The 13472-nt window shown below is 66.8% G+C and carries 12 protein-coding genes and 1 pseudogene; 5 read left to right on the top strand and 8 right to left on the bottom strand.

Going from position 1 to position 13472, the window contains the following annotated elements; translation table 11 throughout:
* Positions 1–152 precede the first annotated feature (152 nt).
* The 4 genes and pseudogenes from ABZ293_RS37230 to ABZ293_RS37215 form a co-directional block, all read right to left on the bottom strand.
* The gene (locus ABZ293_RS37230; RefSeq protein ID WP_355188589.1) at positions 153–2195 is read right to left on the bottom strand and encodes a glycosyltransferase family 39 protein; all 2043 of its coding nucleotides are present in this window, start codon (positions 2193–2195) and stop codon (positions 153–155) included.
* A gap of 65 nt (positions 2196–2260) precedes the next feature.
* Positions 2261–2519: pseudogene (locus ABZ293_RS37225) on the bottom strand (glycosyl transferase); the annotation flags it as partial.
* A gap of 119 nt (positions 2520–2638) precedes the next feature.
* Positions 2639–4279, bottom strand: coding sequence for a HAMP domain-containing sensor histidine kinase (locus ABZ293_RS37220; RefSeq protein ID WP_355188587.1), 1641 nt, complete (start codon positions 4277–4279; stop codon positions 2639–2641).
* Positions 4257–4961: a response regulator transcription factor gene (locus ABZ293_RS37215; RefSeq protein WP_355188644.1), complete on the bottom strand. Its 705-nt coding sequence runs from the start codon at positions 4959–4961 to the stop codon at positions 4257–4259. The genes ABZ293_RS37220 and ABZ293_RS37215 overlap by 23 nt, the downstream gene beginning before the upstream one ends.
* A 235-nt stretch (positions 4962–5196) precedes the next feature.
* Here ABZ293_RS37215 and ABZ293_RS37210 point away from each other — a divergent pair, with 235 nt between their 5' ends.
* Positions 5197–5832 carry a hypothetical protein gene (locus ABZ293_RS37210; RefSeq protein ID WP_355188586.1) on the top strand — a complete coding sequence of 212 codons (636 nt, stop codon included), beginning with the start codon at positions 5197–5199 and terminating at the stop codon, positions 5830–5832.
* A 24-nt stretch (positions 5833–5856) separates the two neighbouring features.
* Here ABZ293_RS37210 and ABZ293_RS37205 read toward each other — a convergent pair whose 3' ends face one another.
* Complete coding sequence (locus tag ABZ293_RS37205) at positions 5857–6423, bottom strand: PadR family transcriptional regulator (RefSeq protein ID WP_355188584.1); 567 nt, start codon at positions 6421–6423, stop codon at positions 5857–5859.
* A 121-nt stretch (positions 6424–6544) separates the two neighbouring features.
* On the opposite strand from ABZ293_RS37205, the gene ABZ293_RS37200 reads away from it, so the two are divergent.
* From ABZ293_RS37200 to ABZ293_RS37190, 3 genes are read left to right on the top strand one after another with little or no spacing between them, the layout of a single operon-like run.
* A complete protein-coding gene (locus tag ABZ293_RS37200; protein WP_354957392.1) occupies positions 6545–6961 on the top strand; it encodes a nuclear transport factor 2 family protein in 417 nt (138 codons plus the stop codon).
* Entirely contained in the window at positions 6958–8442 is a 1485-nt protein-coding gene (locus ABZ293_RS37195) for an NAD(P)/FAD-dependent oxidoreductase (RefSeq protein ID WP_355188582.1), read from the top strand. The genes ABZ293_RS37200 and ABZ293_RS37195 overlap by 4 nt, the downstream gene beginning before the upstream one ends.
* Before the next feature lie 14 nt (positions 8443–8456).
* The gene (locus ABZ293_RS37190; RefSeq protein WP_355188580.1) at positions 8457–9593 is read left to right on the top strand and encodes a 2Fe-2S iron-sulfur cluster-binding protein; all 1137 of its coding nucleotides are present in this window, start codon (positions 8457–8459) and stop codon (positions 9591–9593) included.
* Here the strand turns inward: ABZ293_RS37190 and ABZ293_RS37185 are convergent.
* The 3 genes from ABZ293_RS37185 to ABZ293_RS37175 form a co-directional block, all read right to left on the bottom strand.
* Entirely contained in the window at positions 9560–10150 is a 591-nt protein-coding gene (locus ABZ293_RS37185; protein ID WP_355188578.1) for a TetR/AcrR family transcriptional regulator, read from the bottom strand. The genes ABZ293_RS37190 and ABZ293_RS37185 overlap by 34 nt on opposite strands.
* 2 nt (positions 10151–10152) lie before the next feature.
* Positions 10153–10848, bottom strand: coding sequence for a type 1 glutamine amidotransferase domain-containing protein (locus ABZ293_RS37180; RefSeq protein WP_355188576.1), 696 nt, complete (start codon positions 10846–10848; stop codon positions 10153–10155).
* Between the two features lie 277 nt (positions 10849–11125).
* The gene (locus ABZ293_RS37175) at positions 11126–12463 is read right to left on the bottom strand and encodes a cytochrome P450 (RefSeq protein ID WP_355188574.1); all 1338 of its coding nucleotides are present in this window, start codon (positions 12461–12463) and stop codon (positions 11126–11128) included.
* A 112-nt stretch (positions 12464–12575) separates the two neighbouring features.
* On the opposite strand from ABZ293_RS37175, the gene ABZ293_RS37170 reads away from it, so the two are divergent.
* Positions 12576–13445, top strand: coding sequence for an SAM-dependent methyltransferase (locus ABZ293_RS37170; RefSeq protein WP_355188572.1), 870 nt, complete (start codon positions 12576–12578; stop codon positions 13443–13445).
* The last annotated feature ends 27 nt before the right edge of the window (positions 13446–13472 follow it).

The following is a 13472-nucleotide window of genomic DNA, read 5'->3' as shown; positions in this document are numbered from 1 at the left end:
GTGGCCATGCTCTCAGCATGACGCAACTATTGTTGCGCGGCAACACTTCTGAGAAACCAATTGTTCACCTAACGTCCACTTCCGTCGATTTCCCATCACCGAGAAGGGATATCGGCGGAAGCGATTGCGCCGCAGTACAATACGGCCGATGATCAGGACGTGAGCGGCAGGCTGAGGTCGTAGACCGTGGTCGTACCGACGGTTATCGCCGTGAAGTTGGCCTTGACCCATGCGGCGATTTCGCTGGCACTGCCCGATCCGCCGCCCGGGCCCATGCCGCCGCCCGGAGCGCCCATGCCGCCCGCGATGAAGTAATGGATCTCGCCATTGGCGACGTACTGCTGGAACTGGGCCAAGGTGGGCGAATTGTCGCCGCCGGTGAAGCCGCCGATGGCCATGACCGAAGTGCCGGTGGACAATTCGAGACTGCCCGCCGATTGGGCGCCCACTGTTGCCGCGACCCAACGATTGTCGGTGTTGTTCAGCAGCTGTTGCAGCGCCGTGTTGTTCGCCGTCGAGCCGCCAGGTCCGCCGCCGTCACCAGGGCGGAACCCGTCGGCATCGCTGCGTCCCGGTGTAGCGGCATCGGAAGTTGTTCCAGCCGTGGCCGATTCGGCTCCCGCGGGCGCCATATCGCCGCCGCCCATGGGGCCGCCCGGTCCGCCACTCATTCCGCGACCGCTATTCGGCCCCGAGGTCGGGATCGAACCGTTGTGCGGTGTCGCCGCGGTCTCGATGGTGTACGCCGCGGTACCGGCCGATCCGAACAGCAGACCGGCAATGGCGACCACCGCGGTCGACCTGCCGAGCTGGTGGGCGCCGACAATCACGATCGCGGCGATCACGATCGATCCGATCAACACGATCCAGCGCAATGCCGGATACCAGTCGGGTGTGCGGTCGAGCAGGAGGAAGTTCCAGACGCCAGTCGTCGCGAGCATGACACCGAGCGCGATGCGCGCCGTCCGGAATCGCCTGCCCCGCCACAGCTCGGTCACCGAGACCGCCACCAGTGCGGCGATCGCGGGCGCCAAGGCCACGGTGTAGTAGGGGTGCATCGTGCCTTGCATGTAGCTGAATACGACGCCGGTCACCAGCAGCCAACCACCCCACAGCAGCAGGGCGGCACGGGTCCGCCCGGTGCGCGGCGTGCGGCGGGTGAACCACAGGCCCGCGATCAGACCGATCAGCGCGGCGGGCAGCAGCCAGGAGATCTCGGTTCCCATCGCATCCCCGAACAGCCGCGTAATGCCGGTGCTGCCACCGAAACCGGTGTTGGCACCACCACCAGGGCCACCACCAGGGCCGGATCCGCCGAGTACCCGGCCGAGGCCGTTGTAGCCCAGCGCGAGTTCGAGCAGGCTGTTGTCGGTTGATCCACCGATATACGGCCGAGAATCACTCGGCCACAAGCTGACCAGTGCGACGAACCAGCCACCCGAGATCACCATGGCCGCGAAAGCGCCGAGCAGCTTGCCGATTCGGCGCCAGCAGGTGATCGGCGCGGCGACGAGGAACACCAGGCCGAGTGCTGGCAGCACCAGGAACGCCTGCATCATTTTGGTGAGAAAGCCGAATCCCACCGCGACACCGGCGAATGCGAGCCATCGTCCGCTGCCGCGCTCGGTGGCACGCACCGTGCAATAGGCCGCGGCGACCAGCAGCAGCACCAGCAATGCGTCCGGATTGTTGAACCGGAACATCAGTGCCGCAACCGGAGTCAGCGCCAGTGTGGCCCCGGCGAGCAATCCTGCGGCCGGACCGTTCCAGCGCCGGACCGCACCGTACACCAGCCCGACCGATGCCACACCCATCAGCGCCTGCGGCAGCAGCATCGAGAAGGAACTGAATCCGAGCAACCGCCCCGACAACCCCATGACCCACAGCGCGGCCGGCGGTTTGTCGACGGTGATGGCATTACCGGCATCGAGCGAACCGAAGAGCAGCGCCTTCCAGTTCTGGGTGCCCGCCTGCACGGCTGCCGCGTAGAACTCATTGGCCCAGCCCGATCGGCTCAGCCCCCACAGATAGAGGACGGCGGTCACTGCCAGCAGTGTCCACCGGCCGGGACGGGCCCAGCGGGGCTGGTCGCGGGAGCCGAAGAGCAGTCGGGTCCATCGGGTTTGCTGCCGTACCGAGCCATCCGGCTCGGCGCGGTCGGCACGCCATACGGGCGCTTCGGTAGCGATAGTCATATTTCCGATCCTGATCTGCGGACGTGGGTCCGATATTTGCGATTGCTGTGCACTGTCTGTGCGGGCTAGGCGCTGTTGCCCGTCAGGTCGTGGACGGTGACGCCATCGATCTGGCGGGCGGTGAAATTCGCCTCGACCCAGGCGATGAAGTAGTGGATCTTGCGTTGCGCCACATACTCTTTGAATGCGGCCGGAGTGGGTGCGGGATCGGTACCATTGAAGCCGCCCACGTCCATCACCGGTGCACGGGTGGCGAGCGAGCTGATAGCCGGCGGCATTATTCGAACCGACCGCGGCGGCGACCCAGATGTAGGTGCTCGCATCGGCACTCGATGCCGCGGTCAGCATCGACAGCGACAGCCGCCGCCACAGCCGGGTGCGGCCGGATGACATTCTTCGCGGCACCGCGGCGATGCCGTCGGGAGGTCCCAGCAAAGTCGTAGTCACATATCGAGCGTGACGACGCGATGTCGTTCCAAGCTCTGCCGCGGCTGTGGATTCGCTGTGAGCCCATCGATCGGAGGTCCGGTACTGATCGCCGCCGGATCCGCCGGCAACCGCACGGTGAATTCGGTGCGGCCGGGCATGCTGTCCACCGTGATCGCACCGCCGTGTGCCTTCACCACCGCGGCCACGATCGCCAGACCGAGTCCGGAACTCCCCGCGCGCCGCGAGCGCGACGTATCGCCGCGGGCGAATCGCTGAAATATCTCCGGCTGCAACGCTTCTGGAATGCCGGGCCCGTCGTCGACGACCCGCAACACCGCACCGCCGTCGCCATCGAAGGCCAGCGCCGTGACGACCGTGGTCCCCGGACCGGTGTGGACCCGGGCATTGGCCAGCAGGTTGGTCAGCACCTGATGCAATCGGGCGGCGTCGCCGACGATTACCACGGGTTCGCCGGGCAGGTCGAGATCCCATTGTTGCTCCGGTCCGGCGATATGTGCGTCGCTCACCGCGTCCACGGTGAGCTGGGTCAGATCGACCGCCTCGTGTTCGAGCGGGCGGCCGGAATCCAGCCGGGCGAGCAACAGCATGTCCTCGACCAGCGCCGACATCCGCCGGGCCTCGGAGTCCACCCGGCCCATTGCATTGGCCACCGCACCGGGTACCTCCGCCCGTTTGCGTTGCGCCAGTTCGGCATAGCCGCGAATGGCGGCGAGCGGAGTGCGCAGTTCATGGCTGGCGTCGGCGAGGAATTGCCGGACCCGGGTCTCACTGGCGTGTCGGGCCGAGAGCGCGCCGGTGATGTGGTCCAGCATTCGGTTGACGGCCGAGCCGAGCTGCCCCACCTCGGTATGCGGATCGGCATCGTCTCGTGGCACCCGCACCGGCAGGGTGACCTCCCCGCGATCCAACTGCAGATCGGCCACGCGCGCGGCGGTGGCCGCGACCCGGTCCAGCGGCGCCAGCGCGCGGCGAATCAGCCAGATACCCACCGTGACCGCGAACACCAGCACGATCACGGTAACGATCGCCAGCACCCACAACACCCGCATGAGCGTCTCGTCCACGGATGCCAATGGCAGCCCGGTGACCACCGTTGTGCCCTGCCAGGTCCGGTCCGCGATCACGCGATAGCGGCCCGCACCGTCGATATCGACGGTGGTCGCCCTGCCGTTGGCCGCCATCGCGGCGAGCTGTCGGCGGGCGGCATCCGATAGCGCGTGCTGTATGCCGTCACTGCCGATCCGGCCCGCGGCGGTGACCGTGCCCCGATCGACGATCGCACCCACGGCATCGGGCTGGATGCCGCGCCGATCGAGGAATTCCGGCCCCGGTCCGGTGCTCTGCGGATGCGGCGGCGGGGGCGGGGGTGCGGACTGGTTACCGGAAGACTCGCCGGGCGGCGGCCCCAGGCTGGGGCCGCCACCGGAATCGCCGAGTGAGCGCTTCTGCGCATCGATCAGCTGGGTATCGAGTTGATGCACCAAGAACTGTTGCAGCGCGAACTCGGTCGCGGCGCCGATGCCGACCACCACGGTCACCAGGAGCAGCGCCTGCCCGACCAGCAGCCTGGCCCGCAGCGACCACCGTCGCGGCGACCGCAGGCGGCGCACCTCAGCCCGCGGGCTTGAGGACATATCCGGCTCCGCGCAGGGTATGGATCATCGGCGCCCGACCGCTATCGATCTTCTTGCGCAGGTACGACACGTAGAGCTCGACGATATTGGACCGGCCGCCGAAGTCGTAACTCCAGACCCGATCCAGAATCTGCGCCTTGCTCAACACCCGCCGCGGGTTGCGCATGAAGAACCGGAGCAGTTCGAATTCGGTGGCCGTCAACACAATCGAGGTACCGGCCCGGGTGACCTCATAGCTGTCCTCGTCGAGGACCAGATCACCGACCACGATCTGGGCGCCGCCGTCCTCGCTCGCCACCCCGGTGCGGCGCAGCAGCGCCCGCAACCGCAGCACCACCTCTTCGATACTGAACGGCTTGGTGACGTAGTCGTCACCGCCCGCGGTGAGCCCCGCGATCCGGTCCTCCACCGAATCCTTCGCGGTCAGCAAGAGCACCGGCAGATGCGGAACCTGCGCGCGCAGCTTGCCGAGCACCTCGAGTCCGGTCATATCGGGCAGCATCACATCGAGCACCGCCACATCCGGCCTGGTCTCGCGCGCCCTGGTCACCGCCGTGCGCCCATCACCGGCCGTGCCGACCTCCCAGCCCTCATACCGCAGCGCCATCGACAACATCTCGGCCAGGACCGGTTCGTCATCGACGACGAGCACATTGATCGGACTGCCGTCGGCGCGCCGCATGGCAGTCCGGTTGGCCGGGCTGTTTGCAGAGGTCATCGTGGACATGGGCCTCATACTCCGGGCGGCGGCTCGGCAGCGGCTATGGCCCGGCTGTGAACTTGCTGTGCGCCGAATCGGACATAGCCGATCCTGACCTCGCCCACAGCTCGCACCTAATTTCGCCGACGACGGTTGACCCCGAACAGGACTACCCGGACCGACGCGCACCGGCCGTCACCGCAGAGGAGCACCCAGCATGACCACCCTCATCCACCAGCCCCCGCCCGACCAGGACCCGACCTGGGGCGCGCCGACTCCCCCATCCTCGACCGGCTGGTCGACCCGAAAGACCCTGGCCGCCGTGGGTATCGCCGGTGTGATCGCCGCGGCGGGCGGCGGCATCATCTATGCGGCGTCGTCCAGTGACAACGGTGGCAATCGCGGCCCCGGCGGACCGGGGATGAGCATGAACGGCCAGTTCGGCGCCGGTCCCGGCGGTGCCACGACCGGCCCGCCGCTGCACGGCCAAGTCGTCGTCTCCGACGGCAGTGGCGGCTACCGCACCGAACTGACCCAAACCGGCACCATCACCGCACTTTCCAGCACATCCGTCACCGCGAAGAGCGCCGACGACTACACCCAGACCTACACCATCACCGCAACCACCACCGGCGCGACCAGCGTGAAAGTCGGTGACACCGTGACCATTCGAGGCACCCAGACCGACGGCACCAATACCGCGACCGCCGTCGGCACAACCACCGGCGCACCGAACGGCATGAACGGTGGCCCCGGCCCACAGGGCGGCGGACCCGGCGGCAGCACCAACGGCCTGAATGGATCCGGTATGGGCAGGCCCATGGACGGTCCGCCCACCCGCCCAGGCAGTTGAGCCGCTGGAAGCCCGCCCGCCGGACTAGGACTGCGCCGCGCCGAGTCGTCGGTCGATAACGGCGAGCGCCAGTTCCGCCCAGCGGATGTTCTCCTGTTCGAAGGACACACCGCGCATCAGCGTGAGATATGGGCCGATATGGTCGGCCTCCAGCAGATATCCCTGTTCGCTGCGGCCGTCGAGCAGCCGCGTCCGAAGTCGTTCGTAGCGGGCCAATTTCGCCGCGGCCCACTGTTTGCGCTCGGCGATCGCGGCGCGCACGGCCGCCCCGTCGCCGACATCCACCGCCTGTACCTTGACCATCAGCTCGTCCCGGATGGCCGTGGGCTTCGGCTCCTCGGCGGTAAAGGCCCTTAAGGCTGCCCACCCCGCCTCGGTGAGCGAGTGCAATCGTTTGTTCGGCCTGCGCTCCTGTTGCACGACCCGCGTTCGGATCAGCCCTTCCTCGGCCATCCGGTCGAGTTCGCGATACAGCTGCTGTGGAGTGGCCATCCAGAAGTTGGCCACCGACGCGTCGAAGCCCTTGGCCAGGTCGTAGCCGGAGGCCTCCCCTTCGATGAGCGCGGCCAGCACCGCATTGCGTAATGCCATCGGGTCAGGTTATCACCTCGGCGATTATTCAAAATATTGTCTACTCGGCTATGGACACTCGTGCCTGTTCCTCGCTAGTCTTTGAGCCACATAGTCAACAAATTGAGTATGAAGGTGAGAGATGCACCCCTTCCGCACGGCCGTCGAGGCCCGCGACGCGGCTGCCATCGAGGCGCTGCTGGCCGACAATGTCGTATTCACCAGCCCGGTCGCATTCAAGCCCTATCCGGGTAAGGCGATCACCGCCGCGATCCTGCGCGGCGTCCTGCGAGTATTCGAGGACTTCCACTACGTGCGCGAGATCGCCGACCCGAACGGGCGCGATCACGCGTTCATCTTCGAGGCGAAGGTCAATGGCAAGCAGCTCACCGGCTGCGACTTCCTGCACTTCGACGCCGACGGCAAGATCGATGACTTCATGGTGATGGTGCGCCCGCTCTCGGCGGCGACTGCACTGGCCGAGGCGATGGGCGCGCAATTCGAGCAGATCCAAACCGAAGCCTACGCCGCCACGCGGCCGAAAGGCGCAGACGCATGAGCGATTTCGACGCCATTGTGATCGGCGCGGGCAATGCCGGTCTGACCGCGGCCGCCACGCTGCAGCGGGCGGGCGCGCGCACGCTGCTGGTGGAGCGCCACAATATCCCGGGCGGCTGCGGTACTTCGTTTCGGCGCGGGCGCTTCGAATTCGAGGTCGCACTGCACCAGCTGTCGGGGGTGGGCGCCGAGGGGCAGCCGGTCTCCTTGCGCGAGGGCCTGTTCCAGCAGCTCGATATTGCCGACAAGCTGGAATTCGTGCAGGAGCACGACCTGTACCGGGCGGTGATTCCCGGGCAGCTCGACCTGACACTGCCCGCGGACTGGGAGGGCGCCATCACCACGATCGAAGAAGCGTTCCCCGGCAATGGTTCTCGGGCTCGTGCTTTCTTCGATCTGGTCAAGGCGGTCGCCTTCTGGCAGATCGCAGCCAGGCGCGGCATGCCCGCCGAGGAGATCGATCCGACGCTGTTCACCTACGGGCTGCGCCCCCTTCGGCAGGTGCTGGATGAGTATTTCGAAGACGAAGCGCTCAAGTGCGCGCTCGGTATCTATTGGACCTACCTCGGCCAGCCGCCGTCGAAGCTGCCCTTCCAGGATCTGGCGCTGACGCTGTTCGCCTATTTCGAATTCAAGCCGTGGCATGTGCGCGGCGGATCCCAGGCCATGTCGACCGCCATTCTGGATTCGTTCCTGCGCGCGGGCGGTGAGGTCCGGTTCAATACCGCCGTCGACGCCATCCTCACCGAGGCGGGCCGGGCCATCGGCGTCCGGCTGGAGGACGGGCAGGAGGTCACCGCGCCCGATATCGTCTCGAATGCTTCGCTGCCGGTCACCTATGCGATGCTCGGCGATATCGTGCCCGCGGCCGTCCGCGATGATCTCGCCAGCCGCCGCATCGGCGTCTCCGGCTTCGTACTGCATATGGGATTGGCGGCCACCCCAGCGGAATTGGGCTTCACCGCCAGCACGAGCTTCATCAATCGCGACGCCGATGACGACCGCACCCAGGCCTCCTGGCACACGCTCGAACCAGCACGCGGGGTCTGCGTCTCCTCCTACGACGTCGCTCCCATCGGCTTCGCCCCATCCGGCGCGACCCACATCAGCCTGATGACCCTGCAGTACGCCGACGCATGGGACAACATCGCGCCGCAGGACTACGCGAGGACCAAATTCGCCTATGCCGAGACCCTGCTAGATGTGGTCGAACACATCACACCCGGCATCCGCGACGCCATCGAAGAGGTCGATGTCGCAACACCTTTGACGATGATGCGCTACCTCGGCCACCCTGGCGGCGCCATCTACGGCTATGACCAGGACGCCACCGAGAGCTGGCTGTTCCGCAACAGCGAGCGCCGGACCCACGTCCCCGGACTCCACCTGGCCGGATCCTGGGCTGGCATCGGCGGCTTCCAGCCCACCCTCGAAGCCGGTGCCCGCGTCGCCCGCCGCCTGCTGCGCACCAAAGCCGCCTGAAGGGAGCATCTTTCGTGACACACCCACTTGCCGACCGCTTCGACGGCACCGCCGAAATCCTCGCCGAGATCGCCGCACGCACACCCGACGCCCGCGACTATCACGGCGAAACCCACCGGACCGTCGATGCACACCACCCCAAGCGGTTGCGGGTGGTGATCACCGATGTGATGGCGGAAACCGCCACCAGCAAGACCTTCCGGATCGCGGCGGCCGATTCGGTTCCACTCCCGCCATTCCTGGCCGGACAGTACGTCAACGTCTTCATCGACGGCACCAGCAGGCCGTTTGCGATTTCCTCCAGCCCGGCCCGACTCGACCACTACGACCTGACCGTGCGCCGGGTACCCGGCGGCCGGATCAGCAATCTACTCATCGACACCGTCGAGGTCGGACACCGCCTCAGCACCACCGGTCCGCTGGGCACCTTCCACCACAATCCGCTCTTCCACGGCGATGACGTGGTGTTCCTGGCGGGTGGATCGGGAGTCGCCCCGGCGCTGAGCATGATTCGCGATATCGTCGACAATGAGCTGGGCCGTGGCTTCCACCTCGTCTACGGCTCACGGTCGGCCGATGACATCATCTTCCGCGACGAACTCGACGCGATCGCCGCCGCGCAGCCGAATATCCGCGTCGATTACGTGATCGCCGAACCGAATCCCGGCTGGCACGGACGGACCGGATTCCTGAGCGCCGAGACGATCACCGCGCTGGTCGGTGAACTGCGCGATCGGATGGTGTACGTATGCGGTCCGCAGGCGCTGTATCCCTATGCGCTGCAACAACTCACGTCGCTGGGACAGCGCCGCCGCCGGATTCGCTTCGAGGCCAATGGCGCGCCCGCCGACCCCACCGCACAACCACACTGGCCCGCCGGACTCGATGCGACCGAAGAAGTGACCGTCACCGTGGGCGCCACCTCGTTCCGCACCCCACGCAACCGACCGTTGCTGGACGCGTTGGAAGATCAGGGCATCCGGCCCGAGGCTGCCTGCCGGTCCGGCGAGTGCAGCCTGTGCCGCGTGCGGATCTGCAAGGGCGAGATCCACAATGCCGAGGAAGCGCGGCTGCGCCTGTCCGACAGCCGGTTCGGCTACACCCATTCCTGCGTCGCCTACCCGCTCACCGACGTCGAAATAGATATCTGACCCACCCCGCCTGGTGCCGCGAGCAACCCGCTGAGCAGTGCGGTAACGGCGGGGTCGAACAGCCGCCGAGCCTGGGGCGCGGATTCCAGACCGATCACCATGGCGATACAAATATCGGCGGCCGCCGCGGGCGACACCTGCTCGACGGTGCCCGCCGTGGTGAACAGTCCGACCAGCAGTTCGTGCAGGTCGGTGGTGAATGCGGTGCAGATATCGCCGAACAGGCGTGCCTTGTGGTCGAGCAGTTCGGTCCCGTGCGCAGAATCGCCCTTCAGTTGCAGCACCAGCTCGAGTTTGGCCGCCAATACCCCGCGAATGCGTTGGGCCGCAGGACTTTCCGTGGTGGCGGCGGTCTCGGCTCGCGCGAGCGCCCGAGTGTGCAGGCGTTCGGCGAGCCGCCGGACGGCGTCGTCCTTACTGCGGACATATTGATAGACCGCCGACCGGGACACCCCCATGCTGGCGGCGATGTCGTCGACCGTGGTGCGCCGCACGCCGTAGCGGGTCAGGCACGCATAGGTCGCGTCGAGCACCTCCGCGAGCCGGTCGGGGGCCATGATCAGGACAGCTTCTTCAGCAGTTCTTCGGCGACACCGGCCGAGGACGCCGGATTCTGGCCCGTGATCAGGTTGCGGTCGACCACCACATTCGGGGTCCACGGATCGGCCTCGCGGAAATCGGCGCCGATCTCGACCAGTCGGTCCTGCAGCAGCCATTTGGCCTTATCGGCGAAACCCGCCTGGGTCTCTTCGGCATTGGTGAATCCGGTCAGGGCGTAACGGGCGACGGCATTGTTGCCGTCGGCCTTGGTCGCGGCGAGCAGCGCGGCGGGCGCGTGGCACACCACGGCCAGCGGCTTACCAGAATCCAGTGTGGCGGTGAGCAATTCGCCAGAGGTGGCATCGACGGCGAGATCTTCCATCGGGCCGTGGCCACCGGGGTAGAACACCGCGTCGTAGTCGGCGAGGTCGGCCTCCGCCAGTTTGATCGGGTTGTTCAGCTCGGTGCTGGTGGCGAGCACGCCCGCCCGCTGGTCGGCGATCTCCTGACCGCCGTTGACCTCGGGTGCGAGGCTGCCCTTGTCCACCGTCGGCACTACGCCGCCGGGGGTGGCCACCACGATCTCGTGACCCGCGGCCTTCAGCGCCTGGAAGGGCACAACGAACTCCTCGGCCCAGAAGCCGGTCGGGTGCTCGGTGCCATCGGCCAGCGTCCAGTAGTCGACGCCGGTCATCACGAAAAGGATCTTCGACATGGGTTGTCTCCGTCGTTCTGAGCCCGGGTAGCGGGCTCGCTCTCCGAGTTGCCGTCGCGCTGGTTCGAGTCCTCCACGCAGTGGACGAGCTGACATTCTGTGCTCGATTCGTCAGCGGCGACATGGTCGAAGGTAGACCCGCCCGATCAAGGTTGACCAATAGAATCGGCAATTCGAGACATCGAAATTCCGATGGCTCGGCACCGGATGTCCACCGGCGGCCGACAATGGGTCCAGACCCGGTATCGCTGGAAGGGCCGAGCGCCCGTCCCAGCTGTCAGCTGCCGGGCACGCGGTCGCCGGATGCCATGGACGGGACAGCCCGCGCCCCCGCCGAACGACCCAGTCGGGCAGGCATGTGCTGGTAACCGCGCAGGGTGGACAGGCCGCGGCGGCTGGGTTCGCCATCGAGGCGCAGGTCGGGGAAGCGTTCGAACAGGGCAGGTAGCGCGTGGGCCGCTTGCAGCCTGGCCAGGCTCGCGCCGATGCACGCGTGGATGCCGGAGCCGAACGAGAGGTGCTCCTTGGCGTTGGTACGGGTGATGTCGAATCGATGCGGGTCGGGGAAGTGCGCGGGATCGCGGTTGGCGCCTGCCAGGGACACGATGATCGACTTTCCTGGCTGAAGGTGAACGCCCGCACCGAGATCCACCGGTTCCAGGACTCGGCGAGCGGCTATCTGCACCGGCGGGTCGAACCGCAGCACCTCCTCGATCGCGCCGGGCCAGCGCTGCGGCTCGGCGCGCAAGAGGTCGAGCTGGTCGGGGTGGGAAAACAGGAGCGGGATCGCGTTGCCGATGACGTTCACCGTGGTCTCGAAGCCAGCGGCCATCAGCAGGTTTGCGTTGGCTATCAGCTCGGTGGTGCTCAGATCGCCCGAGGACACCATGACGCTGAAGATGTTCTCGCGGGGTTCGCGGCGCAATTTCTCGATGTGGGCGGCGAGATAACCATTCATCGCCGCCGTCGCGTCTATCGCGCGTCGGTGCGTCCGCCGGGAGATCCCGACGTCCAGCAGCGGAGTGACCACATCACCCCAGCGCAGGAACAGCTCGCGGTCGGCAGCGGGGAAACCGAGCATCTCGGCGATGATGGCAATGGGGACCTGCGCGGCGAAATCGCCGATCAGGTCGGCCGATCCGCGCGCGGACATGGCGTCGAGTAGTTCGGTGGTGACCGCACGCACCCGGTCGCCCAACCGGGCGACGGCGCGCGGGGTGAACGCGGAGGCGACCGGCTTGCGCATCCGGCTGTGCTCCGGTGGGTCGAGCATCAACATCGATGGCGCCTCGGTCAAGTTGGGCGGCAACACGACTCGCTCGGCATTGCGGCGCAGCGGGCCGGGCACGGCGGGGTCGATCGGAGTGCGCGCGCCGAATCTTCTGTCGCGCAGGATCGCCCGGCACAGCCGGTAATCGAAGGTCGCGTAGCCAACCGGGCCGGTATGCACGCTGCCGGTCCCACGCAGCTGATCGATCAGCGAATACGGATCGCTGCGGCCTTCCGCGCCACTGAGCAGCCGGGCGAACGGGTCGCCCAAGCGGCGCTGCGCGCGCAATGCCAGCCGCGGCACCCCGTGCTCGGCTGCCCACCTGACCGCGTACCGTGCGTTCATCAAAACCCCTGTGTGCAATGGCGAAAACATCACAGTACGTGGCGTTGCGAGAGTTCTGAAATACGCGTGGCTCATAATCATCTTTTTTGTTTTGCTGTGCAAGACTGCATTGGTGGCCGAGACCGCTGAACTAGTTGCCAATGTTTCCGACACCGCCCGCTGGGTGGCCGCCTACCGGGCCGCCGAATCCGCGCGCCCCGATGCCCTCTTCCACGATCCCCTCGCCGACCGGGTCGCCGGAGAGCGGGGCCACGCCATAGCCGCCCGCGCGCCGCGCTTGATGCGCAATGGCTGGAGCCTGGTCGCCCGGACCAAGCTCATCGACGACCTGATCCTGAAGACCGTCGCGCAGGGCTGCGATCTGGTGGTCAATATGGCCGCGGGTATGGATACCCGCCCGTACCGGCTGGAGCTGTCCGCCGAATTCCCTTGGATAGAGGCCGATCTCCCCGAATTGGTCGCCGAGAAGAACAAGCTGCTGGCCGGGGAGTCGCCGCGCTGCGCGCTCACCCGCACGGCGGTGGATCTCGCTGATCCCGAGGCGCGGCAGCAGTTCCTGGACGGGGCCCTCGCGGGTGCACAGCGGGCGCTGGTGCTCACCGAGGGTCTGATCTACTACCTCAGCGACGACGATGTCGTCGGCTTGGCCGCCGCGCTGGCTCGTCCTGAAATCGCTTGGTGGGCACTGGATGTCAATAACCAGGCGGTTGTGAAGCGAATGGGTAAGGCAACCACCGAACTGCTTGCCAACGCCCCCTGGCAGTTCGGTCCGGTCGATCCGCTCGGCTTCTTCGCCGACCTCGGCTGGACGGCCGACGAGGTGGAACATTTGGTCTCGGCGGCACACCGGTTCAACCGGCTGCCCTGGTTCATGAAGCCGATCATGCTCTTCCCACAGCCGGATCCCCGCAAGCCGATCGAAAATTCGTCGAGGCCTTGGAGTGCGGTGGTGCGGCTCGAGCACACACCATCGAGCCTCTAGCTCGCGTAAACGAAAGGCTCTCCACCC

It is taken from the genome of Nocardia sp. NPDC005998 (assembly GCF_040614395.1).
GTDB lineage: Bacteria > Actinomycetota > Actinomycetes > Mycobacteriales > Mycobacteriaceae > Nocardia.
This window is presented reverse-complemented; position numbering and strand designations above follow the sequence as displayed.

Excerpts from the sequence above, each read along its gene's own strand:
- ABZ293_RS37220 (WP_355188587.1), bottom strand. The coding sequence starts at position 4,279 with ATGTCCTCAAGCCCGCGGGCTGAGGTGCGCCGCCTGCGGTCGCCGCGA.
- ABZ293_RS37205 (WP_355188584.1), bottom strand. The coding sequence starts at position 6,423 with ATGGCATTACGCAATGCGGTGCTGGCCGCGCTCATCGAAGGGGAGGCC.
- ABZ293_RS37200 (WP_354957392.1), top strand. The coding sequence starts at position 6,545 with ATGCACCCCTTCCGCACGGCCGTCGAGGCCCGCGACGCGGCTGCCATC.
- ABZ293_RS37215 (WP_355188644.1), bottom strand. The coding sequence starts at position 4,961 with ATGCGGCGCGCCGACGGCAGTCCGATCAATGTGCTCGTCGTCGATGAC.
- ABZ293_RS37230 (WP_355188589.1), bottom strand. The coding sequence starts at position 2,195 with ATGACTATCGCTACCGAAGCGCCCGTATGGCGTGCCGACCGCGCCGAG.
- ABZ293_RS37195 (WP_355188582.1), top strand. The coding sequence starts at position 6,958 with ATGAGCGATTTCGACGCCATTGTGATCGGCGCGGGCAATGCCGGTCTG.
- ABZ293_RS37180 (WP_355188576.1), bottom strand. The coding sequence starts at position 10,848 with ATGTCGAAGATCCTTTTCGTGATGACCGGCGTCGACTACTGGACGCTG.
- ABZ293_RS37185 (WP_355188578.1), bottom strand. The coding sequence starts at position 10,150 with ATGGCCCCCGACCGGCTCGCGGAGGTGCTCGACGCGACCTATGCGTGC.
- ABZ293_RS37210 (WP_355188586.1), top strand. The coding sequence starts at position 5,197 with ATGACCACCCTCATCCACCAGCCCCCGCCCGACCAGGACCCGACCTGG.
- ABZ293_RS37175 (WP_355188574.1), bottom strand. The coding sequence starts at position 12,463 with ATGAACGCACGGTACGCGGTCAGGTGGGCAGCCGAGCACGGGGTGCCG.